This is a genomic window from Providencia sp. PROV032 (assembly GCF_028484875.1).
In the GTDB taxonomy this organism is placed as follows: Bacteria; Pseudomonadota; Gammaproteobacteria; order Enterobacterales; family Enterobacteriaceae; genus Providencia; species Providencia rettgeri_E.
The window spans coordinates 346,520-370,334 of record NZ_JAMPSX010000003.1; the positions used below are offsets into that span (position 1 = coordinate 346,520).

The following is a 23,815-nucleotide window of genomic DNA, read 5'->3' on the forward strand; positions in this document are numbered from 1 at the left end:
TACAACGACTTACAAAAGATACCATGAGTTCACCGAAGCTATTATTATCACTGACAATTTTCTGTTTTGACTCCCTATAAAACGCATAATTCCATGTTAATTGATTAACATCTCTAACTATTTAATTAAACATTTATTGATATAGATCTAAAATGGGGAGCAAGCTCCCCATCTAATTGTTTACGTTGTAAATACCAACACTTAACGCTTATCAAAACCGTTTTTTCAAATTAAATAATTGGCATATCAATTAAAAATAAATAATAAGGCGCAAAATTTATTAACCAAAACGCCACAGCGTAAAGTTTGACGTGTATTTAGAAACGGTACTCTATCCCTCCCGATACCGTTCGTCCTCGGCCTAAGGTATTCGCCAAACTTTCCCCGTAACTAACGACATACGCTCGATTGGTCAAGTTCTCGACATTTCCTCGGATCGTTAAATTGTCAGTTAATGCATAACTTGCATATAAATCAATCAGTGTATATTTAGGCCAGTCGGCTAAGTAAGGGGAATTAGAGCCTGTTGAATAGTCTTGAAAACCAGGTGTAAAGCGAATGACCATTCCCCCATCGAGTTTTCTATCAAACGCTCGCCCTCCTAATGTAAAGGAACCACGGTCACCGGGTAAATTCGCAGCACTACTAAAAATGGCGCTGCTATCACAATCCACATGGTTATTTGATGCTTCATTTGGCTCAACATACCAGTTACCGGGGCCAACGTCTTCGCCATACTTCAATACGCCACCTAACCATGCGGGCCGTGAACAGAATTTATTTTTGCCGATCATGTGGGTAAAGGTCAGGTCTGCATACACAAAACCAGCATCATAATTCAGTTGGTATTCAAACCCTCTAAAACGGGTTGCAACCAAGTTATTACTGTATGCGGCATTACCAATATTAGGGCTAACCATCCCTGGTTTTTTACGGTCAATTGCTAAATTAATGTAGTTATCCACTCGGGTATCAAAATAGGCAATTTTCGCGACAAATCGGTCTTCTTCAATGAACAATTGCGGATAATTGATGTTCATTCCCACCTCCCAAGCATTTGAACGCTCAGGTTTTAAATACGGGTTCGGGAATTGGGTCGAACTACTGTGAGCACTTCCTGTGGTTAACGTTTCTGTAATGGCAGGCGGGCGCCATGATCGCCCATAGCTGGTAAATAATTCCATCCACTCAAGATTAGGGCGTACCGCTAAACGAATATGGGGTGAAAATGCCCCTTCTGAGTTATCAACGTCCCAACTCTCAGTCGTCATAACAACTTTGCAATCACGTAACCGTCTTCCTGTACATGGATTATCTTTAGTATAAGGAAGTACGCCATAACGCATACTGGTTTGTCCTTTGAGAGAATAATGGTCATAACGCATTCCCCCCTCTAATGTTAACCAATCATCGTATTCATAGGTTAAATTAGTAAATAACGAGCTCAATGAACGCTTTCCATCCGGTGTCACGCCACTCGCCGCTTCACGTGTTGAACTACTACTCGCTTTGTCTTGAAAGGTTTCCAAACCATAATGTGCTTTTAATACATTGTTATGGTTAAATTCAACTTCTGAATGGTTTTCAAGCTGTACCCCTACCGTTTTGACTCGCGTGTCCATCTGGTAGCCATTATTATAAATTTGGCTTGTGGAATAGGTGTCTGTGTTGTCTTTTGTATCAACAAAATACACTTTTCCCTTTAACTCAGTGCTCCATGGGTTATCGCTAAATTGAGTGTAATCAAGAGAATAATTTTTGGCGGTTACATCACTGAAACCGCTACTTTTCCACCCTAATTTGTAGGGCCATGTACCACCTAAGTTCGTTAATGTTCCTGCATTTGGCGTGGCCACTTTGGTTTCTAAGTAATTAAATTGCAAACGCTGCTCATCACTGATATTCCAACCGGCTTTTGCCAGATAAGAGGTCATTCGGTAATTACTGTCATTAATGCGAGTGTGCTTTAATTGGTTCGCAAGTTCATCGTAATGTCCGGCCCCATTGTTGACGCGTATATTACCAATATTACCGTGAGTTCCCGGTTTATAATCCCCAAGACTCCGTTCGCTTGCCGCAAACAGTAAATCCGCTTTTTCATTCCCTAATGCCAGCACACTGCTACCAATAAAGTGCGTATTATTTGACCCTGTACTCGCATGCAATTTTCCTCCAAAGGTTTTATCTTTTGATAAAAAATCAGACGCGTTGACCGTATTGAAGGTCGCTACTCCCCCTAAGGTTCCACCACTCCCCATTCCACTCGTATTGCCCTTCTGTATTTCCACTCCAGAAAGCAGTTCTGAATCGATATACATAGAACCATTGCGCTGCCCGTGGCCACTTTTTTGAAAGTTTTGCCGCATACCATCGATATTCATATTCACGCGACCATAATCCTGTATCCCTCGGATATTCACAGATAAGGAAGGGTCTTGCTGGCTAACACTCGAATAGACGCCTGTCGTGAGTTCTAACACATCGGCTATGTGCTTTGGTGGGCGGTCATCAATTTGTTTTTTACTGATCACACTGACGGACGATGGACTGTTATATACCCAGTCCCCTTGCTGGATCTGGCTTGCTGTGACGGTAATATTGTCTAACTCAATCACTGGATCACTGGTAGCAGGCGCAATACGCTCAATAGTAATCCGGTTATTTTGCCACTGATATTGCACAGGGTTTGAACCGATTAATCGGCGTAGCCCCTCCTGTAGCGTAAAGCTCCCCTTCAAGCCCTGACTTTGTAGACCATTAATTTCTCGGCTCTGAATAATAATTTCTACCTTTGCTTGCTGGGCGAACTGAAGCAAGCTGTTTTCAAGCGAGCCCACTGCAACAGAAAAGGCGACTTCTTGTTGTGTAGGCGCTACCGCTGGGTTTGCCTGTGCTAGATTAAAGAACGAAAATGCAGGTAACGTAAATAATGCAAGGTGAACACAAAGTGTTGCTTTTTTATAGTGGTGCTTTTTTTGAGTCATTTCCCATCCCTAAAATGATAATGGTAATAAAAATCATAATCACTTAGGTTAAGACGTAGGGATTAGGAAAACCCGTAAATAAATTTTTATAAAAATTATTCATTATTTATCTATATCAATATTAGTTATTTATAATCAATAAATTAAAGTAAAAAATGGAATTTCATAAACAGATAGATTGTATGATGACGCCAGATGCGTTAGCCCGCTATCGAGCGTGCTAATTTGTAATACACCACTAATGTGATCTGCTCGTTTATCAGCCAACAAAATAATTTGCTTGTCTCGGTAACGATTTATTGCAGCGATAACTTCTGAAAATGTTTTCTGTTGAAAAATAATTTGCCCTTCGCGCCATACTGTAGAATGCGAGTTAACCATGGGAGTCATAGGTGTTATCTCTGACTGATATTGTGTGGCGTTTCCTGCTGGAATAACCATTTCCTGCCCTGATAATAGCGACACCTTTACACTGTGTTGGTAAACACTGACCGCCACTTCGCTATTTTCATTATCAACTGAAAATTCAGTGCCAAGCGCCTGAGTTATGCCATTTTTCGCCATAACCTGAAAAGGCCTTGGTTCCGTACTCGTTTTGGGTGCGACGGTGAAGTAAGCACGCCCCCGTAACAAATTGACTTGCCGGTACTGCGAGTTAAACGCTAATTGCAACTGTGCGCCACTGTCGAGATCTACACGGCTACCATCCGGTAAGGTGATATGCTGTATTTCACCGATTTTCGCATAGTAATCCACTTGCTGTGTATATTGAAAATACCAAATTGACATAGATAACACACTCACTAGCACAGCCGCGGCGATCGATAAACCAACATAGCGAGGGCGTCTCTTTTTTTTCATTGCCTGTTGATTTTCTGCTGTTTGTTGTCGTGGTTTATTCGCCGTTAGTGCCCATAATTGCCGAGCACGGTAGTAAGCTGATACATGTTGTTCTGACGCATTGAGCCAAGACTGAAATGCTTCATTCTCTTGCGGCGTCAACTCGCGATGCGTTGTTTTCACAACCCACATTGCAGCTTTGTTTTCAATTTCAGATGGACTATCAGATGGCTTCATGACTAGTCTCTCCATTTATGAATTAGCATTGCCAATGCATTGGCTAAATGTTTTTCGACTGTACTTAATGAAATATTTAAATGCTGCGCCACTTCCGTTTGGGTTAATCCTTCTTCTCGATGCAAGCGAAATATCTCCTGAGTCCTGAATGGCAAAGTTTGAATAATTTTCTGAATTTGTTCTAGTTGTTGATCATAAATGACGGTAGCTTCAAGGCCTTTCACCCGCGATGGGATCTCTTCCCACTGTTGGTCACTGATCGCCATTAATCGTTGTTTTTTCTGTAGGCGGAAATGGTCGACCATCAGGTTTTTCGCAATTCGATACAAATAAGCCTCAAAATCTTGAATGGCGGGATTTTTCATCAACTCTGCCAACCGCGCAAAGCTTTCCTGCGTGATATCCATACTTAAGCTATGGTCTTTAAGGTAGATATTCAGATAACGACATAACGACGACGAATGGCGAGCAAACAGACGCTGTAATTCTGAATCAGACATATTGATCCACAAAATAAACAATGAAAATGAGAATTATTTACATAATATAGATAATAATTTAAAATGAAAACTCTCGCGCGCATTTTTCCGTCTAAGGGCAACATCAATACAGAATCCTCTCTTTTATTGTTTTTTGTCACAGTACTTAAGCTAAGAATGATGTTTTATGATAGATTAACGCCCAATTTATTTTAGTCGCTATAAAACGGGCTTTAGTGTAAAAAACACATTTCGTAACTCACTGGTTTACTTGCTTTTATAAGTACTGGAAATTAACTGATATAGGAACACTATGCCGAATTGCAGTCTGGCGGATCTTAGGCATGTTGTCGCTCTTGGGGGCGGGCATGGACTTGGTCGCGTGATGTCTTCACTTTCTTCTTTAGGTTCTCGTTTAACGGGTATTGTCACCACAACCGATAATGGAGGCTCCACAGGTCGTATTCGCCGTTCCGAAGGCGGGATCGCTTGGGGAGATATGCGTAACTGTTTGAATCAGCTAATTACTGAGCCATCTATTGCTTCAGCGATGTTTGAATACCGTTTCAGCGGTAATGGCGAACTTTCAGGCCATAATTTAGGTAATTTAATGTTAAAATCATTAGACCACCTAAGTGTACGCCCGCTAGAAGCCATAAATCTTATCCGCAATATGCTAAAAGTTGATGCGCAGTTGATCCCAATGTCGGAGTCTCCTGTTGATTTAATGGCTATCGATGAAATGGGCAATGAAGTATACGGTGAGGTGAATGTTGATGCCTTACATGAAATCCCACAAGAGTTACGTTTGTACCCGACCGTCAAGGCAACGAAAGAAGCCTTACAAGCCATCCACCAAGCAGATTTAATTATTATCGGCCCTGGCAGTTTTTTTACCAGTTTAATGCCATTACTGCTTTTGGATGAAATTGCGGCTGCACTGCGCGAATGTAAAGCCCCAATGATTTATATTGGTAATTTAGCAAAAGAAATCAGTTCCCCAGCTGCAAAACTGTCTTTGCCTGAAAAACTAAAAATGATGGAACATTATATTGGCTGCCAAAAAATAGATGCGTTGATCTTAGGTCCTCGCACACAAACAAGCAATATCAGCCCTGAGCGTAAAATAATCCAACGGGTACTCGAAGCTGACGATATTCCCTATCGCCATGATAGAAAGCTGTTACTACAAGCCATCGAAGAAACCATCAACTTGCTATAATTTTTCCTATTCCGCTGCTAAATACCCGCAGCGGAAAACATTCCCTAAAATTAGCCCTTTATTTTCCCTATTTCCACAAAATCTATTTTCAAAATACTTTGCGTTGTGGGTAGACGGCAAGTGAAGGCAGCTCGGGGAGCATACATAAATATGTGACCCGAGTGACTGAACGAAACCAACCCCCTACAGAGTGAAGTATGAAGAAAATGATGAAAATTAGGAATTAGCGATAAACTGGGAGCGTATCTCCTGCAATTCGTCTCGGACTCGCGCTGCCGCTTCAAATTCAAGGTCTTGAGCATGCTTATACATTTGCGCTTCAAGCTGCGAAATCCGTTGCTCCAACTCTTTTGTCGACAGTGATTGGATATCAACCGAATTATTATTTTTGCCATTGTCTTTCGTACGGCTTTTTCCTTTACCGCCCACTTTATGGCCAATCTGTAGGATATCACCGATTTTCTTATTCAAACCTTGTGGAATGATGCCATGTTCTTCATTGAACGCCATTTGTTTCGCTCGGCGACGTTCTGTTTCTGTGATCGCTTTTTGCATGGAGTTGGTGATCCTGTCTCCATAGAGGATTGCCTTACCATTTAAGTTACGAGCCGCACGCCCTATGGTTTGAATTAGCGAACGTTCTGAACGCAAGAAACCTTCTTTGTCCGCATCCAAAATAGCCACCAGCGATACCTCTGGCATGTCTAAACCTTCTCTTAACAAGTTGATCCCGACTAATACATCAAACTCACCCAATCGCAGGTCGCGAATAATTTCCACGCGCTCAACGGTATCGATATCGGAGTGAAGATAGCGTACTCGCTCCCCGTGCTCTTCAAGATATTCCGTTAAATCCTCTGCCATGCGTTTAGTTAATGTGGTGACTAATACACGTTCATTTTTCTGCACACGTATACGAATTTCAGAAAGTAAATCATCCACTTGTGTCGAAACTGGGCGAACTTCAATAATTGGGTCAAGTAAGCCTGTTGGCCTAACAACTTGTTCAATCACTTCATTGCCTGACTTATCGAGCTCATAGTTACCCGGTGTTGCCGACACGTAAATAGTTTGCGGTGCTAAAGCCTCGAATTCTTCAAAGCGCATTGGACGGTTATCTAATGCAGAAGGGAGACGAAACCCATATTCCACTAAGGTCTCTTTTCTTGAACGATCCCCTTTGTACATCGCACCTATTTGCGGAATGGTAACGTGGGACTCATCCACCACCAATAAGCCATCTGCAGGCAAATAATCAAATAATGTCGGCGGTGGCTCGCCGGGAGCACGACCGGATAAGTAGCGTGAATAGTTTTCGATCCCTGAACAATAACCGAGCTCATTCATCATTTCTAAGTCAAATTGTGTTCGTTGAGTAATGCGTTGTTCTTCAAGTAATTTATTGTTTTCCAGTAAGACTTTTCGCCTATCTGCCAATTCAACCTTAATCTGTTCCATGGCTTCAAGAATACGTTCTCTTGGTGTGACATAGTGCGTTTTTGGATAAACGGTAAAGCGAGGAACACGATGCTGTATTTGCCCTGTCAATGGGTCAAATAATGACAACCGTTCAACTTCGTCATCAAATAACTCAACACGTAAGGCATATTCGTCTGATTCTGCAGGAAAAATATCGATGACCTCACCACGGACACGGAAAGTCCCTCGTGTAAAAGCTTGGTCATTACGCGAATATTGCAAGTCCGCTAAACGCCTTAAAATTGAGCGTTGGTCGATGAGCATGCCATCGGTGAGGTGCAACATCATTTTTAAGTAGCTATCTGGGTCACCCAAACCGTAAATAGCGGACACAGAAGCCACCACAATCACATCTCGGCGTTCGAGTAAGGCTTTGGTCGCAGATAGGCGCATTTGCTCAATGTGTTCGTTTACAGAGGCATCTTTTTCAATAAAAGTATCTGAGCTTGGGACGTATGCTTCAGGCTGATAATAGTCATAGTAAGAAACGAAATATTCCACCGCGTTGTCTGGGAAGAAAGCTTTCATTTCGCTATAAAGCTGTGCGGCTAAGGTTTTATTATGCGCCATTAACATGGTAGGGCGGTTCTCTTGCGCGATAACGTTGGCAATCGTGAACGTCTTACCGGACCCGGTTACACCTAATAGAGTTTGATGAGCGAGTCCATCTTGTAGCCCTTCCCTTAGTTTATGGATGGCTTCCGGCTGGTCCCCTCTCGGCTGGAAATCAGAATACAGCTTAAAATCCTTACTCATATTAACGCCCCTTAACTAGTTTCTTCCATTATGATACTGGATAAAAAACCAGCTTCAAGTATTGAAGCTAAATTTTCTGTTATTCTCCGTTCTGATATGTTTATAAAAATGTTATCCCCAAAAAAGTACTTGACCTTTTTGAAACTTTATATTTTATGCTATTGCCTTTTTATGCCGTATCTCAAATACTAATTGAAGTCTTGATTTTATTTAACCATTTGTATTTATTATAGATTAATTTAAAGTCCAGAATCACATCAAATAAAGTCAAAGCCGCTTGCCACCTAGCATAGAACTTGTTTTATAACGTTAATGCACAAGGTTATCCACAGAAATGGTGGATAACTCTTGAAGCCCTTTCGGCTCATGGATTCACGAGATCTTGAAGATTTGTGCAATGAAAGCTAAATGACAAAAAGATGGCAGTTTAATGAAAAAATTTTTACGTAGTAACCGCGATGAAAAACAGATTTTATATTTTTTATTCAGATCTGAGTGGTATTTTTACTGAAAAACTTGACAGTATTTAAGTTGAGAACGTTAAAAAAGATCGGATCTTTTTTTAACAATCGATCAACCCCAAGCCACTCACGTTGCTTGGGGAAAACATGTCTATTTTGATATAATCAAATAGTTAATAAAGAAAGATCCAAATAGCGTCCTAATTGACCACTGAGTATTTTTTGGTGCGGGATCACGCCTAAACAAGGTGCTTTAATCATTCGATTAAGTGTCGACAAATATTGCGATTGGAAAACGCCTGCAGGTTCAACTTCATTGGCTACCCAGCCTACCACTGATAAACCTGAAGCTTTGATAGATTCCATGGTTAACAGTGCATGATTTATACAACCTAACTTAACCCCAACGACCAAAATAACGGGTAACTGCTGTTCAATCACCCAATCTGCATAAGTTTTTTCTCTGGATAACGGGGTATACCAGCCACCAGCACCTTCCACTAATAGCCAATCTGCTTGGGACTTCAAATAAGCCAAACCTTTATTTATCACTGAAAATTCAATAGGTTGATTTAATTCTTCACTGATAATATGCGGTGAAGTTGGCGCCTCAAATACGATCGGGTTAATCGCCTCATAGGGTAATTTAACCTGGCTATTGGCTTGTAATAATAACGCATCACTATTACGTAGCCCCTCTGCCGTGCGTTCACTTCCTGATGCGACAGGTTTATAACCCACTGTTTTCCAACCTTGTTTCCCTGCAGCTTGCAACAAAGCACAGCTCACCACCGTTTTTCCGACTTCGGTATCTGTTCCGGTTACAAAATACACTTTAGTCACGATAAATCACTCCAAACACCGTATGATAAGTTAAAGGTAAGCCTTGCGCTTTTATTGGGTAAGCTAAGGCGAGTTGTTGCAAACGTTGGCGCGTCATCAAGCCAGCTTTACGCCCCGTAGTTAAATGTGTCGCACCAATGCCTTTAAGTGAATGTAGTAATTCTGTCAACCCAGAGAAATAGAGCGTATCTTTTTGTAAAGTAAGTTCATTTCTCCATGACTGACAACTATTTTGTATCTGCTGAGCACTGAGAAAGGTATTCACATGCGAATATCCGTCAAGTGAATACCAAGCTGAGGATAATTCAGCGAGAGAATCCTCTGCAAGTGTGGTAAATACCACAACTCCCCCCGGTTTTGTCACTCGATATAATTCACTTAATGCTTTATTGAGATCTCGGCACCATTGAACCGACAAATTTGAAAAAACCACATCGAAGGTTTGTGGAGCTAACGGAATAGACTCTATATCAGCACATAAATAATGATCGGCAACCGCTTTCGTTTTCGCCATTTCGAGCATTCCCGCAGACAGATCTAACGCCGTGACGCGATGTCCCTTCTCTTTCAGCTTATGACTAAAATACCCCGTACCGCACCCTGCATCTAAAATATCCAATAGCGCTGTTGATGATGAATGGTTTAAAACCGAAGTCAGTTGGCCAAGGAGCTGTGTTCCTGTTGATCGTTGATAACTTGCCACAGAATCATAACTCTTAGCTGCGCGGCCAAATGCCGCTGCAATTTTATGCTTTTCACGACTGAGCGATAAAGTCATGTAAAGCCTCCAATAATTGATCGATATCTTGACGTTGGTGTGCAGCGCTTAACGTGATCCGTAACCTAGCACTCCCTGGTGGAACCGTTGGCGGTCGGATCGCTTGCACCCAAATGTTTTTTCTGCGTAAAAAATTGGCTAACTGTTGGCTCGCTTGGTTTTCACCAACAATTAGTGGCTGAATAGCCGTCTTTGAATTAGCCAATCTCATTCCTGAGAATTCAGCATTTTTTCTAAAATATTCAATATTTTGATTGAGATCAGCGCGCAATTCATCCGCTTGTTTAATTTGCTCAACGGCTGCTAGCAGCGCGACAGCCTGAGCAGGTGGCATTGACGTGCTATAAATTAAATGACGTGCGGATTGTACAAAAAAGTCCGCCGTAGGCTCATCACACAGTACCGCTGCGCCACTTAAACCAAATGCTTTGCCAAAGGTGACGACTAAAATTTCAGGTTTAATTCCGCTCGCAAAACAGCTGCCACGGCCTTGCTCTCCGGTAACGCCAACACCGTGAGCATCATCAACCATCAACCAAGCTTGCTGATTTCTAGCGATTTCCTGCAATTGTTGAAGGGGGGCGCTATCGCCATCCATACTAAAAACCCCTTCCGTGATGACAAGCGTTTTTCCTACAACGGGTTTTTGAATTAACTTATTTAGTGATAGAGGGTTATTATGCTGAAAGCGCCTTAATTGAGCCCCCGAATGAATCGAGGCCTCCATTATCGATGCGTGGCTGAGTTTATCTGCCAAAATACGATCATTTGCCGTCATTAATGCCGTGATCACCGCATGGTTCGCAGCAAAACCTGAAATAAACAATAAGGCTTTCGGGTAGCCTAACCAATCAGCGAGCGCTTGCTCTAATTTATCATGTGCTTTGGTGAATCCTGTAATATGCCCCGATCCCCCACTTCCCACACCATATTCATCAGCCCCACGTTGCCACGCGGCAATCACTTGAGGATGGTGAGATAGCCCCAAATAATCATTGGATGAAAAATTAAGAAATTCTTTTCCAGCTAGAAAAAGCGAACGACCATTGGCACTATCAATACACTGCCGTTGACGCCAGATAGAAGCCTGCTTACGCTGCGCTATCTGGTTTTGTATAAATGATTGCCAACTCATTATACTGCTGCGTTATAAAATTGAGGGTTATCAGCGGTTAACAGCGTTTCGGCTAACTTAGCGGCGTGATGGTTATCCCCTTCGTCAGTTTCAATACGCTCAGGGTTAATATTCAGTTTTCTAAATAGTGCCAAGTCTTTATTTTCATCTGGGTTCGGCGTCGTCAGCAATTTACACCCATAGAATACGGAGTTTGCACCGGCCATAAAGCACAATGCCTGAGTTTGCTCATTCATATATTCACGACCTGCCGATAGCCTAACGTATGACGTTGGCATCATGATACGTGCAACGGCAATCGTGCGAATAAAATCGAATGCATCGACATCTTCGTTATCCGCCATTGGGGTTCCTTCAACTTTCATCAACATGTTGATCGGCACACTTTCTGGTGGCTTTGGTAAATTTGCCAATTGCACTAATAATGCCGCTCGGTCACTGATTTTTTCGCCTAAACCTAAAATCCCACCAGAGCAGACTTTGATCCCTGCATCTCGGACATTTTCGAGTGTATTCAAACGGTCTTGATAACTGCGAGTGGTAATAATATTGCCGTAATACTCAGGAGAAGTATCAAGGTTATGGTTATAATAATCTAACCCTGCTTCTGCTAAACGCTGTGCTTGGGCATTATCAATCATCCCTAACGTCATACAGGTTTCCATCCCTAATGACTTCACTTCTTTTACCATCATTTCAAGATAAGGCATATCGCGTTCTTTCGGATTACGCCACGCAGCCCCCATACAAAAACGCGTTGAGCCTGCTTGCTTGGCTTTTTTCGCGGATTCCAGAACTTGCTGAACTTCCATTAACTTTTCAGTTTCTAGCCCTGTTTTATAGCGCGCACTTTGCGCACAATACTTGCAATCTTCAGGGCAAGCCCCTGTTTTAATCGATAGCAAAGTACTGACTTGCACTTGCTGGGGGTCGAAATGTTGGCGATGAATTTGCTGTGCCTGAAATAATAATTCAAAAAAAGGCATTGAAAACAGTTCATTAGCTTGTTTTATTGTCCACTGTTTTAATTGGCTCACGGAAACTCTCCAGTTGAAAAAGTTGTTGCCAGTTTAAATATTGCGATTATCATGTCAACTAAAATGATCTAAAAAAGTTGACGAAGATAGAAAATGGATAATGTAGATATTCAGTTTGATGCCAAACATATTTGGCACCCTTATACATCGATGAGCCAGCCAATTCCGGCTTATCCGATAGTTGAAGCCCATGGCGCTGAGCTAATCATGGCCGATGGAAAAAAATTAATTGATGGTATGTCTTCATGGTGGGCTGCTATTCATGGTTACAATCATCCTGTATTAAACCAAGCGGTAACAACGCAATTAGCGAAAATGTCCCATGTGATGTTTGGCGGGATCACCCACCCACCTGCTGTGAACCTATGTAAGCAATTGGTTTCTATCACACCAGAGCCGCTAGAATGTGTATTTCTTGCCGATTCCGGCTCTGTGGCGGTTGAAGTTGCTCTGAAAATGGCATTGCAATATTGGCAAGCCAAAGGGGAAAAACGTCAACGCATCCTCACATTACGCCATGGGTATCACGGTGATACTTTCGGTGCAATGGCCGTTTGTGACCCTGATAATTCAATGCATGGCCTATATAAGGGGTATTTACCTCCGCATATTTTTGTGGAAGCGCCTCAGTGTGGTTTTTACGACGAATGGCACAGAGCCGATTTGCATCCTCTTGAGGTACAACTTGCCGAGAATAGCGATGAAATTGCGGCGATCATCCTTGAACCGATCGTTCAAGGGGCTGGTGGCATGCGTATCTATCACCCTGAATATTTAAAGGGAGTCCGCCATTTGTGCGATCAATATGGTTTGCTATTGATTGCTGATGAAATTGCGACTGGTTTTGGTCGTACAGGGAAACTATTCGCTTGTGAGCATGCTGATATATCACCCGACATTATGTGTTTGGGTAAAGCATTAACTGGTGGTTATATGACCCTTTCGGCAACAATTACAACCCGCCATGTGGCAGAAACCATTAGCAATGGGGAAGCGGGTTGTTTTATGCATGGCCCAACCTTTATGGGAAATCCTCTTGCCTGTGCGGTGGCGGATACCAGTTTGAGTTTATTGCTCAATAGCCCTTGGCAGAAAACAATTGCCACTATCGAACAGCAACTTAAAGCTGAACTGATGCCTTTAATCTCCCATCCAAGCGTGGCAGATGTGCGCGTTCTTGGTGCAATTGGCGTGGTTGAAATGAAGCAGCCTGTCAACACAGCGGCTTTGCAAAAAGTATTTGTAGAAAATGGCGTTTGGGTTCGCCCATTCGGCAAACTGATTTATGTGATGCCACCGTATATCATCACTCCCGAGCAACTCAGTAAAGTGACGAATGCAATGGCAAACGTGTTGAGATAACGCAATAAATTCAATCTTAATCTAAGTCGATTTTTTACTGAATTTTTAACTAGAGAATCTTCTAAATAATTCGAGTTATAGCAAGGCGGCAATCGAGGATATCTTGGGGAGCATACACCAGTATGTGACCTAAGTAGCCGAGTGAAGCCAACACCGCTATAGCTCGAAGTATGACGAAGATTAAAGGATAGTGACCCACATAGGACCTTTCCCGACCCCATAACGTGCTAACAAACGCAATTTCCCCGTAATCGGGTCAATTTCAGAGACTGAAATATGGTCTGATTTTTGCCCACTGGAAATTAAGAAACGCCCTGTTGCATCAATATTAAAGCCCCTTGGGTGCGTCTCTGTTGGGTAGCGTGCTTCTAATGTTAGCTCGCAACCGTCATCAGAAACCAGATAGTGGCTAAGGTAGCTTTCTGAGCGCTCACTAACATATAAATGGCGGCCATCTGGCGTAATATGGATATCGGCAGCCCAGCGCTGGCTTTCGTTACCTAATGGGTAATTTGCCAAAGTTTGCATATTACGATAGCGAGTAAATTTACGATACACGCCCACCGTTGAGTCTAACTCATTCACACAATAAATGACTTTTTCAGTTGGATGGAAGGCCAGATGGCGAGGACCTGATTCCGCAGCCGTGGTAATTTGGTCTGCAGTGGCTTCGGTTAAATAACCATTTTCATGTAAATTGAATAAACGGATATGGTCTTCGCCCAAGCAAGGAACCCAAAGCTGTTGATTATCCACATCAACATGGGAAGAATGTGGATTACGTAAGCCTTCAATCACCTGAACAACGCGATCTGGAACGCCTTCTTCATTAATGGTTAACACTGATAAGTTATGTTGATGGTATGAAGGAACAAATAGATATTTTCCATTATTATCAAGAGATAGATGAACTGGCGTTCCCGGCACAGACGTTTCCGCTTTTAAGCGCAACAACCCCTTTTCTTCAATTTCATAGGTCACAACACGGAAATTTGGGCGTACACCAATATAAAGGTGTTTTTTATCATGGCTTAATACCATAGGTTGCACTTGGCCCGGTGTTTTTACCGTTTGCAGAAGAGTAAGCTCCCCTACCTCATTCATCGACCACACGTGAATTTGCTGACTTTCGGGACTCGCAATATAAACAACCTGATTCATCCTGACTCCTTAATTCATGATAAAAATACAAAACCGCATCTATCGTCCACTATATTGACTGCACTATACTCTATATGAGGTAAATTACGTTGGGTAAATAGCGCCATTGCGGCTGTTATATATCGTATCAAGAAAAAATAATAATGATACTAAAACGGTTCAGTTAACGTTATGATGATAAATCATATCAAGTTGACTATTTTTATAGCAATAATTTCTCGTTACTATTAAAAATTCATCCTCTGCCTATCTCTGCCTCTTTAGGCAGATAGGTCATTACTAAATCACGTGGAGCCGTTTATGTCATACCGCGTTATTGCGCTCGATCTTGATGGAACACTGCTTGATCACCAAAAGAAAATTCTGCCAGAATCTTTAGCCGCCTTACAAGAAGCACGTCGCCAAGGCGTTAAAGTGATCATCGTCACTGGCCGCCATCATGTTGCGATTCACCCGTTTTATCAAACTTTAGATCTTGATACCCCCGCCATTTGCTGTAACGGAACCTACTTATACGACTATTTAGGTAAAAAAGTTCTAAAATCAGACCCTATGACCCTCGATTCCGTCACGCAAATGATCGACAAGCTGCGTGGAACGGATATTCAGCATTTAATGTATGTTGATAACGCTATGTTATACAACGCAAAAACAGAGGGCATCCAGCGTACACTTAATTGGGCGGAATCATTACCTGCTGCACAGCGTCCTACTATCGAGTTCGTAGAAGACTATGCAAATGTGATGCATGATTATGATTTTATTTGGAAATTTGCCGTTAGCTCACCGAATATTGATCAGCTCCATCAGGTCGTTAGCGAAATTGAAAATGACTTTGGTTTAGATTGTGAATGGTCTTGGGCAGATCAAGTGGATGTCGGCCGCAAAGGCAATAGCAAAGGCCAACGCTTAAAGGAATGGGTTGAATCTCAAGGGATGACAATGAATGATGTTGTCGCTTTTGGAGATAATTTCAATGATCTAAGCATGCTAACTACCGCTGGTCTCGGTGTCGCAATGGGCAATGCCGTGGATGAAATCAAACAGCAGGCTAAATTAGTCACTCGCATCAACACGGAGCCGGGTATTGCTGAAGTTATCCGCAAATACGTTCTGTAATCTACTCATTAATTATCAATTCAAGGAAAGCTCAGCTTTCCTTTTTGTTTTGATAAAATTTTAACCCTCGAGGTAGTTCATACTACAGCTGAATGTAGCCAACAACGCGGTAGCATGAGCTATAACGGGGATTTAGAGGTGGCGAGAAAGCGACACAGACTTCACCTGCGCGTAGACTTTACGCCCTTTGCGAATAGAAAGCTCATCCCTTGCCCAGCGTGTGATCCGCGCCCATAAATAATGTTCTTCGCCTAAATCAAGCTTCACATCCACTTGCTCACCATCTTCAATCCATTCAACCACTTCTGCGGCTAAAATATTGCGAATGCTGCTCACTTGTGGCTTTTCGAGTACCAAAGATACATCCGATGCATCAATACGTATCCGAACGTTAGTGCCGTGTTGTGCGTCAACTCGAGGGATCCACAGTTTTTGATGACCAACAGTCACGGCGGTCATCTCATAATCAGGGTGCTGACTATGTACGGTTGCACTGACCACACTGCTCAGTGTTTCTTGCTGTAACCAAGGGCGCAATGCACTACTTGCCCAAACCTCTTCCAAGGCGCCAAACGCTTTAACTTTTCCTTGCGCCATCACAATGACTTTGTCAGCCAGACGTAAAATCTCATCCAAGCTATGACTGACATACAAAATAGGGATTTTAACGTCTTGGGACAGTTTCTCTAGGTAGGGCAATAATTCGCGTTTTCGAGGTAAATCTAAAGAGGCTAACGGCTCATCCATCAGCAAAATCTCAGGGGCTGTCAATAGCGCTCGCCCAATAGCGACACGCTGTTTTTCACCGCCAGATAGTGTGATGGGATAACGATTGAGCAGTTTTTCTATACCCAGTAAGCCCACAATATCATCAAAGCGGTCTTTCATTACGGGGGACATGCCATAACGCAAATTGTTTTTCACTCGATAATGAGGAAATAACCGTGCATCTTGAAATACATAGCCGATATGGCGCTGCTCAGGCGGTAAACAAATGCCTTTTTCGATATCCACCAATGTGCGACCATTTAAAACAACGCGCCCTGTATTGGGTTTTGTTAACCCACCTATCACATTGATAAGCGAGGTTTTACCTGCACCTGAAAGCCCAAAAACCGCGGTAATACTTTCCGTTGGCAATTGTGTTGTGACTTCAAGCTGTAAGTCCCCTAGTTTTTGAGAAAAATCGAGTTCTAACATGCTAAGCCACCCCCAAACGCTTTTTACCCCAACGGGTGAGCCACTCTGAAATCAATAATGAAATCAAGGCTAAAATAATTGCGATCACACATAAGCGTGCCGCGTCTACCTCAGCTCCCGGCGTTTCAATTAAGGTGTACATCGCTAATGGGATGGTTTGTGTTTCACCAGGTATATTCGATACAAACGTGATTGTTGCACCAAATTCACCCAGTGAGCGTGCAAATGCTAATACCGTTCCGACAATAATACCGGGAAGAGAAAGCGGAATAGTGATCGTAAAAAAGACACGTAGCGGTGTTGCTCCTAGTGTCCTCGCGGCTAGTTCTAATTTTTGGTCAACAGCCTCAAGCGCTAGACGGATAGCACGCACCATCAGTGGAAATGCGACCACCGCAGATGCAAGTGCAGCACCACGCCAACTAAAAGTAAAACTAAAGCCAAACCAGTTATATAACCACTCACCGATAAAACCGCGTTTACCCATACTGATCAACAGTAAATAACCCACGACCACTGGCGGCAGCACCAGTGGTAGATGGATAATACTATCGAGCAGTGTTTTTCCAGGAAAATTACAGCGAACTAGCACCCATGCCACTAAAATACCTAACGGCAAACTGAAAATGACCGCCACACTGGATACTTTTAGGCTTAGGTAAATCGCTTCCCATTCATAAGGACTTAACATCTGCAAAAAAATGCTCTCTTAACGTTTATTGAGTACGAGGTTCAAAACCGTAGCGTTTGAATACTTCTGAAGCCGCTGGAGTTTTTAAGTATTCATAATAATCACGCGTTGCTTGGTTATCTTGATCTTTAACAATCGCCATTGGGTATTCAACAGGTTTATGAGTATCCGCTGGGAAAATACCAACAACCTTCACTTTTTGACTTGCCACGGCATCAGAACCATAAACAATCCCTAAAGGGGCTTCTTGACGTTCAACCAATGCCATACCGCTACGCACGTTATTCGTACGTGCTAATAGTGGATTAACCGTTTCCCATGCACCTAAGTTGCTTAATGCCTCTTTTGCATAGATACCAACTGGAACGTGGTCAGGGTCACCAACAGCTAAACGGCCACCGTCTAACAGTTTTTTCCAGTCCGTTTGTTTATTAATTTCAACTTTATCGATTTTTGCATCTTTCGGTGCGATTAGCACCAACTCATTACCTAATAATGTATAGCGCGTATCTTCCACCATCAACTTTTTATCGATAGCGTAATCCATCCATTGCTGATCAGCAGAAATGAACAAGTTAGCGGGTGCACCTTGCTCAATTTGACGCGCTAATGTTGAAGAAGACGCATAAGAAGCAACAACGTCAACTTTTGTGTCTTTCTTATACTGCTCTGAAATTTCGTTCAATGCATTTGTCAAAGAAGCCGCTGCAAAAACCGTAATTTTATCAGCTGCAAAGCTATTGCTAGCCATCGTTAACGTCAATGTTGCGCCAGCAAGAAGTGATACCAAACCTTTTTTCATTTTTATCTACCCTAGTATTTATCGACACGTTATATATAACAGGACACAGCGATAACTTAAAGTCAAACTCGTGATAAAAGTGTGCTGGCGCAAGAAATGATGCAATTTTGTTGCATCTTATCTCTAAAATCTCACGAATGATGAAAAATTCCCTACCCGTAAAATCGTTTTTATATAGAGAACAATTTATATCCTTTGTAACTTTATCGGCACAAATTGTGCACATTTCAGTATTTCATTCCATTTTTATAAACCACATAGCAAAGGTAATGATATGGTGATGTTTCCAGCAAAACTAACTACTCATCTTATGGCCGAGTTAACAGTCGAACAATTTAATGGGTTGTTTGATAAAAAAATAGCACCTGAAACGTTAGATTCTTTAGCAGAATCAGCGGGTAATGGGAACTTAGAGAGCATTGATTTACTACACAATATCGCTCTACGGCACGACAGCGAAGGAAGAAAAGCAGAAAATATTCTGTTTGATTTATTTAGTGGAAAGCTGCCCGCAAAGAAAGGTATAGATAAAGAAATACAAGAAACGAGCAAAAAATTATATCAATTACACCTTAATACAAAAATCAAAAAACACCTAACAGACTCGAAACTAACGACCCCTTCTAAACTCCTCTATATTGTCGGATCTGCAATAGAAAAAGTTATTGATAAAATTAGTTTAACAAAACTATTGATGAAAAATGAACCCAAGGGATCCACTCTTTGGGATAATAACAGGATGACAACAAGTGATGAGATTGATGCAAGCAATAAAAATAACCCAACGTTGCCATCAAACATGACCATCAATTGCTCAATAGGACTTATGCAAAATGGCTACAATTTATTAGCCGATGTCATTGAACAAAAAATTTTAAATAACAAAACATTAGATAAATGTGAGTTATTTCCTATCAATATCAATGATAATCATTGGATCTTAGCTGTGTTCTATCAGCCAGAACATAAGCAAGATATGAAATGTGTCGTCTTTAATTCATACCAAAATGTCAGCCTTGAAATTACTAATGAAATAGCAAAAGCCGCAGAAAAGGCAGGTATCATAGAAAAAGATATAACCTATATTGAAGGGAATATCCAACAACAAGTCCCTAACGGATGTGGATTATTTGTTGTTGAAGCTATTAAGCAACTCACTGAAAATAATCAGCAAGATCCTTATGATACATTAAAAGAATTTCAAGAAAATTTTATAAAAAAGACGATGGCTGAACAAAAAGAGTTTAATATTCAAAACCGCAGACAGCTATATTCAAATTACCATGATAGCAAATATCTATCATGATAATGCCCACTGCTATATGAAAAACCCCCTGACAGCATTTACCATCAAGGGGTCTATAATTAATTCGAATAGTATTCGCTAAGCGTTACTTATTCTCAGTATTGTGATGATGAGGTACGTGCGCTTTAGACAGTAAGTTAAAGAATGCACCAAGACCATAAATCAAGCCCATGATCAAAAACATCACGACAGGAACCATCATCAGGGCAAAACCCAAACTTTTAATTAGTTCAAACATAGGAAAAAACCTCTTCAGTGATACTGTACCCACCAGCCTACAAGATACGCTGACGAGGGAAAACTTGACTCTCAATATATTGAGTATAAATCAAATCAAAATAATAACGCACAATTACGTTATAATGGAGACTATTTTAGACAAAATATTATACTAACGACATACTAAACGTGCTTTTTACGTCTGTCATCACCAGCCACACCGGAAGGGAGGAATTTATGCAGGCCGAAATTTTACTCACATTGAAACTACAGGGCAGTTTATTTGCTGATCCTCGCCGTATCGCGCTACTAAAACAAATTAAAGCGACAGGGTCAATCAGCCAAGGTGCCAAACTTGCAGGGATCAGCTATAAAAGTGCTTGGGATGCCATCAATGAAATGAATCAGCTTACTGATGATATCCTTGTTGACCGTGCAACTGGGGGTAAAGGCGGTGGCGGTACAACACTCACTCACTATGGTGAGCGATTACTTCAACTATATGATCTACTAGCACAAATTCAGCAAAAAGCCTTTGATGTACTCAAAGAAGATAATCTCCCTTTAGACAGCTTATTAGCAGCTATTTCGCGTTTTTCACTGCAAACTAGTGCCCGCAACCAGTTTTTTGGGACTTTAATTGCACGCGACCACATGCAAGTTCAGCAACATGTGCAAATTCGCTTATCAGATAACAGTACGGTGATTAATGCCGCACTAACAGAGCAGAGTGCTAACCGTTTAGGGTTAACGGAAGGTAAAGAAGTGCTCGCATTGATTAAAGCACCTTGGGTCAAAATTACTAAACAACCTAACCCAACAGGCTTTGATAACCATCTTGAAGGGAAAATTACCACCTTAGAGCGGGGTGATGAGAACAGTGAAGTGATTGTGACACTCACAGGTGGTGAAACATTATGTTCAACCATGCCAAACAGTGAAATTGATAATCAATCGTTGAAAGTGAATAATAGCGTTACCGCATTATTCAATGCGGACCAAGTGATTGTTGCCACACTTTGTTAGTTTGCCTTGCTTACTTACAATAAAAGTAAGTAAGCATTCACCTTTTTTCCTTATCATATCGTTCTGTTGTTGACTTTAGCTTCAATCCTGATTATTTGTGATAGATGACTCGGTAAATAATCATGATAAGGAAGCTTGATGGGCACAATAACAATACAACATGGCAACTTTAAGCTCAGTGAAATACAAACTTTAGACATTCAACAACTTAATATCGAAAAAGGGGAAAATTGGGCGTTTATTGGTGCCAATGGTAGCGGTAAATCCTCACTTGCTCGGGTACTTTCCAATGAGCTCCCACCACTTTCTGGCGTAGTAAAAAATACATTCACCTCTCCGGTTCGTCTATCATTTGAACAATTACAAAAAATCATCAATGAAGAGTGGCAGCGCAATAACACTGATCTGCTCAGTGATGATGAAGATGACACAGGGTATACTGTCGCTGAAATCATCCAATTTAACCATAAAGACAATGAATATTGCCTCGAGCTTGCCGCTCGCTTCGGTATCAGTGACTTGTTGTCTCGTCGGTTTAAATACCTTTCCACAGGAGAAACACGCAAGGTACTATTATGCCAAACATTAATGGGCAACCCTGACCTACTGATCCTCGATGAGCCATTTGATGGTCTAGATGTCTATTCCAGAGGCCATCTTAGCGAGCTGCTATCCAGTTTGTCTGAAAAAGGCTTAACTTTAATATTAGTTCTAAACCGCTTCGATGAGCTCCCAGACTTTATTGAAAACATTGGTGTCGTCGCTGACTGCAAGTTAACCATGGCAGGAGATAGAGAGTCAGTACTCGCTAACACGCTAATAACGCAATTACAACACAGCGAGAAAATTAAGCGGCTTTCCATCCCTGAAACAGAGGACCCCACCACAGACGAAAAACTGGATGACACGACACCTCGTATTATTTTGAAAAATGGAACTGTTAGCTACAATGACAAACCGATATTGCACGGGTTAAATTGGCAGGTAAACCCAAACGAACACTGGCAAATTATCGGTGAAAATGGGGCTGGAAAATCAACGTTACTGAGCCTGATCACAGGGGATCACCCTCAGGGATACAGTAATGACCTAACCTTATTTGGTCACCGTCGTGGAACAGGAGAAACCATATGGGATATCAAGCGTCATATTGGTTACGTCAGCAATAGCATTCACCAAGAATACCGTGTCGCAACCAGCGTACTCAATGTGATTATTTCCGGTTTTCATGATTCTATTGGCTTGTACCAAACCCCTTCCGACCGCCAAATCCAATTAGCGTATGAATGGTTAGCTTTGTTAGGTTTTTCAACGCAAATAGCTCAGAACCCTTTCCACAGTCTTTCGTGGGGGCAACAGCGATTAGTTCTCATAGCCAGAGCTCTGGTTAAACACCCTGCCATGCTAATTTTAGATGAGCCATTGCAAGGGCTCGATGGCCTTAATAGGTTGTTAGTTCTGCGGTTTATTGATGTCATGCTAAGCCAAGGTAACACACAGCTCTTGTTTGTCAGCCATCATCAAGAAGACGCTCCTGCTTGTATTACACATCGGCTCACTTTTGTCCCTGACAATGGGAAATACCGTTACGATATTGAAGAACTTTAATTTTTAACTTATTTGCCAATAGATACGATAAAACTATTGGCAAATTCAATCTACTGTTTAATAGATAGCGACGAAATCACATGTTTACAATTAATTGATTTTATTTAATTTGTCATTTTTTTGATTATTTTAAATTAGAAAGTTCACACAAAACCATTACACTGCGCCCCTTCTAATAATTTAGGCATCTTAATGGGTATTTTTATGGCTTGGTTAATGTTAGCCTCTTCACTCACAGCGCTTGCAACACATCGTTTAATTGCACTTTTTTTACTCGTCTGCACAATTATTACCGCAGCACTTACACAGCTTATTGATTGGCAAGCAATTCTGTTATTGATTTGTATTACAATAATTGCCATTATTCGTTTGCGTTTCCAACACTATCTATCCATCAAAATTATCAGTGAAATCACCTTACTAACATGTACGATTGGGTTATTTATTCACTTATTCCCTGGGTTTAATAACCTGAGATATCTCGATAAAGTTACCGTAGGGGAACATAGTGCTCCTTTCACAATGTATTTTAATTTTGATAAAGCACTGGTTCCTTTTATTTTACTCGCCTGCTTACCCACATTATTTGTTTGCCGGCCAGCCAAACATGCAACTAAAGTTCAGTGGGCTCTACTGGTTGTTTCTGTGCCACTTTTATTACTGATTGCGACAGCCGCCGGTGGATTAGCCTTTGAATGGCATTTTCCAAGTTGGTTACCTGCTTTTGTGCTCTGTAATCTATTTTTTGTTTCCTTAGCGGAAGAAGCGCTATTTCGAGGTTATTTGCAGCAACGTTTAACCCTTTGGTTTAAATCCCCATACCTCGCATTAGTGATTGCTTCGCTGTTATTTGGCGCTGTGCATTTTGCAGGTGGGCCGTTGCTAATTCTTTTCGCTACGTTAGCGGGTTTGATTTATGGCCTAGCTTGGATGTGGAGCGGTAAATTATGGCTTGCTGTATCGATTCACTTCGGGTTAAATTTGGGGCATCTGTTATTTTTTACTTATCCTGTAAAAATGGTGATGAGTCAATAAAAAGGCAAGTCAACGAATTTTAAACTGAGTTTCAC

The 23,815-nt window shown here is 41.6% G+C and carries 20 protein-coding genes; 7 read left to right on the forward strand and 13 right to left on the reverse strand.

Annotation, left to right across the window (positions count from 1 at the left end; translation table 11 throughout):
- Window positions 1-317 precede the first annotated feature (317 nt).
- From PSF42_RS02940 to PSF42_RS02950, 3 genes are all read right to left on the reverse strand, one after another.
- Window positions 318-2,984, reverse strand: a complete 2,667-nt coding sequence (locus PSF42_RS02940) for a TonB-dependent hemoglobin/transferrin/lactoferrin family receptor (RefSeq protein WP_272679412.1) — start codon at window positions 2,982-2,984, stop codon at window positions 318-320.
- 135 nt (window positions 2,985-3,119) lie between these two features.
- Window positions 3,120-4,061, reverse strand: a complete 942-nt coding sequence (locus PSF42_RS02945; RefSeq protein ID WP_185746932.1) for a FecR family protein — start codon at window positions 4,059-4,061, stop codon at window positions 3,120-3,122.
- A gap of 2 nt (window positions 4,062-4,063) precedes the next feature.
- Entirely contained in the window at window positions 4,064-4,561 is a 498-nt protein-coding gene (locus PSF42_RS02950) for an RNA polymerase sigma factor (RefSeq protein WP_125893394.1), read from the reverse strand.
- Window positions 4,562-4,853: 292 nt separating this feature from the next.
- Between PSF42_RS02950 and PSF42_RS02955 the strand changes: the two genes are divergently transcribed.
- A complete protein-coding gene (locus PSF42_RS02955) occupies window positions 4,854-5,762 on the forward strand; it encodes a gluconeogenesis factor YvcK family protein (RefSeq protein WP_125893396.1) in 909 nt (302 codons plus the stop codon).
- A 216-nt stretch (window positions 5,763-5,978) separates the two neighbouring features.
- On the opposite strand, the gene uvrB is transcribed toward PSF42_RS02955, so the two are convergent.
- From uvrB to bioB, 5 genes are all read right to left on the reverse strand, one after another.
- Complete coding sequence (uvrB, locus tag PSF42_RS02960) at window positions 5,979-7,997, reverse strand: excinuclease ABC subunit UvrB (RefSeq protein WP_125893398.1); 2,019 nt, start codon at window positions 7,995-7,997, stop codon at window positions 5,979-5,981.
- A 626-nt stretch (window positions 7,998-8,623) separates the two neighbouring features.
- The gene (gene bioD, locus PSF42_RS02965) at window positions 8,624-9,301 is read right to left on the reverse strand and encodes a dethiobiotin synthase (protein WP_125893400.1); all 678 of its coding nucleotides are present in this window, start codon (window positions 9,299-9,301) and stop codon (window positions 8,624-8,626) included.
- Window positions 9,294-10,079: a malonyl-ACP O-methyltransferase BioC gene (gene bioC, locus PSF42_RS02970; protein ID WP_272679413.1), complete on the reverse strand. Its 786-nt coding sequence runs from the start codon at window positions 10,077-10,079 to the stop codon at window positions 9,294-9,296. The genes bioD and bioC overlap by 8 nt, the downstream gene beginning before the upstream one ends.
- Window positions 10,057-11,214: an 8-amino-7-oxononanoate synthase gene (gene bioF, locus PSF42_RS02975; protein ID WP_272679414.1), complete on the reverse strand. Its 1,158-nt coding sequence runs from the start codon at window positions 11,212-11,214 to the stop codon at window positions 10,057-10,059. Before bioF ends, bioC begins: the two co-directional genes overlap by 23 nt.
- Window positions 11,214-12,251: a biotin synthase BioB gene (bioB, locus tag PSF42_RS02980; RefSeq protein WP_272679415.1), complete on the reverse strand. Its 1,038-nt coding sequence runs from the start codon at window positions 12,249-12,251 to the stop codon at window positions 11,214-11,216. Before bioB ends, bioF begins: the two co-directional genes overlap by 1 nt.
- Before the next feature lie 93 nt (window positions 12,252-12,344).
- On the opposite strand from bioB, the gene bioA reads away from it, so the two are divergent.
- Window positions 12,345-13,613, forward strand: coding sequence for an adenosylmethionine--8-amino-7-oxononanoate transaminase (gene bioA / locus PSF42_RS02985; RefSeq protein WP_272679416.1), 1,269 nt, complete (start codon window positions 12,345-12,347; stop codon window positions 13,611-13,613).
- 180 nt (window positions 13,614-13,793) lie between these two features.
- On the opposite strand, the gene pgl is transcribed toward bioA, so the two are convergent.
- Entirely contained in the window at window positions 13,794-14,774 is a 981-nt protein-coding gene (gene pgl / locus PSF42_RS02990; RefSeq protein WP_272679417.1) for a 6-phosphogluconolactonase, read from the reverse strand.
- 300 nt (window positions 14,775-15,074) lie between these two features.
- On the opposite strand from pgl, the gene PSF42_RS02995 reads away from it, so the two are divergent.
- Window positions 15,075-15,893, forward strand: a complete 819-nt coding sequence (locus PSF42_RS02995; RefSeq protein ID WP_125893412.1) for a pyridoxal phosphatase — start codon at window positions 15,075-15,077, stop codon at window positions 15,891-15,893.
- A 132-nt stretch (window positions 15,894-16,025) separates the two neighbouring features.
- Here the strand turns inward: PSF42_RS02995 and modC are convergent, their stop codons facing one another.
- From modC to modA, 3 genes are read right to left on the reverse strand one after another with little or no spacing between them, the layout of a single operon-like run.
- Window positions 16,026-17,093: a molybdenum ABC transporter ATP-binding protein ModC gene (gene modC, locus PSF42_RS03000; RefSeq protein WP_272679418.1), complete on the reverse strand. Its 1,068-nt coding sequence runs from the start codon at window positions 17,091-17,093 to the stop codon at window positions 16,026-16,028.
- Between the two features lies 1 nt (window position 17,094).
- On the reverse strand, window positions 17,095-17,784 hold the full coding sequence (gene modB, locus PSF42_RS03005; protein ID WP_004256724.1) for a molybdate ABC transporter permease subunit: 690 nt from the start codon (window positions 17,782-17,784) through the stop codon (window positions 17,095-17,097).
- Between the two features lie 25 nt (window positions 17,785-17,809).
- Window positions 17,810-18,586 carry a molybdate ABC transporter substrate-binding protein gene (gene modA / locus PSF42_RS03010; protein WP_420793951.1) on the reverse strand — a complete coding sequence of 259 codons (777 nt, stop codon included), beginning with the start codon at window positions 18,584-18,586 and terminating at the stop codon, window positions 17,810-17,812.
- A gap of 274 nt (window positions 18,587-18,860) precedes the next feature.
- Between modA and PSF42_RS03015 the strand changes: the two genes are divergently transcribed.
- On the forward strand, window positions 18,861-19,892 hold the full coding sequence (locus PSF42_RS03015) for an ElaD/SseL family deubiquitinase (RefSeq protein ID WP_272679419.1): 1,032 nt from the start codon (window positions 18,861-18,863) through the stop codon (window positions 19,890-19,892).
- 85 nt (window positions 19,893-19,977) lie between these two features.
- Here the strand turns inward: PSF42_RS03015 and PSF42_RS03020 are convergent, their stop codons facing one another.
- Window positions 19,978-20,130: an AcrZ family multidrug efflux pump-associated protein gene (locus tag PSF42_RS03020; RefSeq protein WP_004909125.1), complete on the reverse strand. Its 153-nt coding sequence runs from the start codon at window positions 20,128-20,130 to the stop codon at window positions 19,978-19,980.
- A 218-nt stretch (window positions 20,131-20,348) separates the two neighbouring features.
- Here PSF42_RS03020 and modE point away from each other — a divergent pair, with 218 nt between their 5' ends.
- From modE to PSF42_RS03035, 3 genes are all read left to right on the forward strand, one after another.
- Complete coding sequence (modE, locus tag PSF42_RS03025; RefSeq protein WP_213913438.1) at window positions 20,349-21,137, forward strand: molybdenum-dependent transcriptional regulator; 789 nt, start codon at window positions 20,349-20,351, stop codon at window positions 21,135-21,137.
- Between the two features lie 138 nt (window positions 21,138-21,275).
- A complete protein-coding gene (gene modF / locus PSF42_RS03030; protein WP_272679420.1) occupies window positions 21,276-22,745 on the forward strand; it encodes a molybdate ABC transporter ATP-binding protein ModF in 1,470 nt (489 codons plus the stop codon).
- Window positions 22,746-22,949: 204 nt separating this feature from the next.
- Window positions 22,950-23,780 (forward strand): CPBP family intramembrane glutamic endopeptidase, encoded by an 831-nt coding sequence (locus tag PSF42_RS03035; protein WP_272679421.1) that lies wholly within the window; start codon window positions 22,950-22,952, stop codon window positions 23,778-23,780.
- The last annotated feature ends 35 nt before the right edge of the window (window positions 23,781-23,815 follow it).

What these genes read in the sequence shown, in the direction of transcription:
- PSF42_RS02940 (WP_272679412.1), bottom strand. Translation starts at nt 2,984, where the DNA reads ATGACTCAAAAAAAGCACCACTATAAAAAAGCAACACTTTGTGTTCAC.
- PSF42_RS02945 (WP_185746932.1), bottom strand. Translation starts at nt 4,061, where the DNA reads ATGAAGCCATCTGATAGTCCATCTGAAATTGAAAACAAAGCTGCAATG.
- PSF42_RS02950 (WP_125893394.1), bottom strand. Translation starts at nt 4,561, where the DNA reads ATGTCTGATTCAGAATTACAGCGTCTGTTTGCTCGCCATTCGTCGTCG.
- PSF42_RS02955 (WP_125893396.1), top strand. Translation starts at nt 4,854, where the DNA reads ATGCCGAATTGCAGTCTGGCGGATCTTAGGCATGTTGTCGCTCTTGGG.
- uvrB (WP_125893398.1), bottom strand. Translation starts at nt 7,997, where the DNA reads ATGAGTAAGGATTTTAAGCTGTATTCTGATTTCCAGCCGAGAGGGGAC.
- bioC (WP_272679413.1), bottom strand. Translation starts at nt 10,079, where the DNA reads ATGACTTTATCGCTCAGTCGTGAAAAGCATAAAATTGCAGCGGCATTT.
- bioF (WP_272679414.1), bottom strand. Translation starts at nt 11,214, where the DNA reads ATGAGTTGGCAATCATTTATACAAAACCAGATAGCGCAGCGTAAGCAG.
- bioA (WP_272679416.1), top strand. Translation starts at nt 12,345, where the DNA reads ATGGATAATGTAGATATTCAGTTTGATGCCAAACATATTTGGCACCCT.
- pgl (WP_272679417.1), bottom strand. Translation starts at nt 14,774, where the DNA reads ATGAATCAGGTTGTTTATATTGCGAGTCCCGAAAGTCAGCAAATTCAC.
- PSF42_RS02995 (WP_125893412.1), top strand. Translation starts at nt 15,075, where the DNA reads ATGTCATACCGCGTTATTGCGCTCGATCTTGATGGAACACTGCTTGAT.
- modC (WP_272679418.1), bottom strand. Translation starts at nt 17,093, where the DNA reads ATGTTAGAACTCGATTTTTCTCAAAAACTAGGGGACTTACAGCTTGAA.
- modB (WP_004256724.1), bottom strand. Translation starts at nt 17,784, where the DNA reads ATGTTAAGTCCTTATGAATGGGAAGCGATTTACCTAAGCCTAAAAGTA.
- modA (WP_420793951.1), bottom strand. Translation starts at nt 18,586, where the DNA reads ATGAAAAAAGGTTTGGTATCACTTCTTGCTGGCGCAACATTGACGTTA.
- PSF42_RS03015 (WP_272679419.1), top strand. Translation starts at nt 18,861, where the DNA reads ATGGTGATGTTTCCAGCAAAACTAACTACTCATCTTATGGCCGAGTTA.
- PSF42_RS03020 (WP_004909125.1), bottom strand. Translation starts at nt 20,130, where the DNA reads ATGTTTGAACTAATTAAAAGTTTGGGTTTTGCCCTGATGATGGTTCCT.
- modE (WP_213913438.1), top strand. Translation starts at nt 20,349, where the DNA reads ATGCAGGCCGAAATTTTACTCACATTGAAACTACAGGGCAGTTTATTT.
- modF (WP_272679420.1), top strand. Translation starts at nt 21,276, where the DNA reads ATGGGCACAATAACAATACAACATGGCAACTTTAAGCTCAGTGAAATA.
- PSF42_RS03035 (WP_272679421.1), top strand. Translation starts at nt 22,950, where the DNA reads ATGGCTTGGTTAATGTTAGCCTCTTCACTCACAGCGCTTGCAACACAT.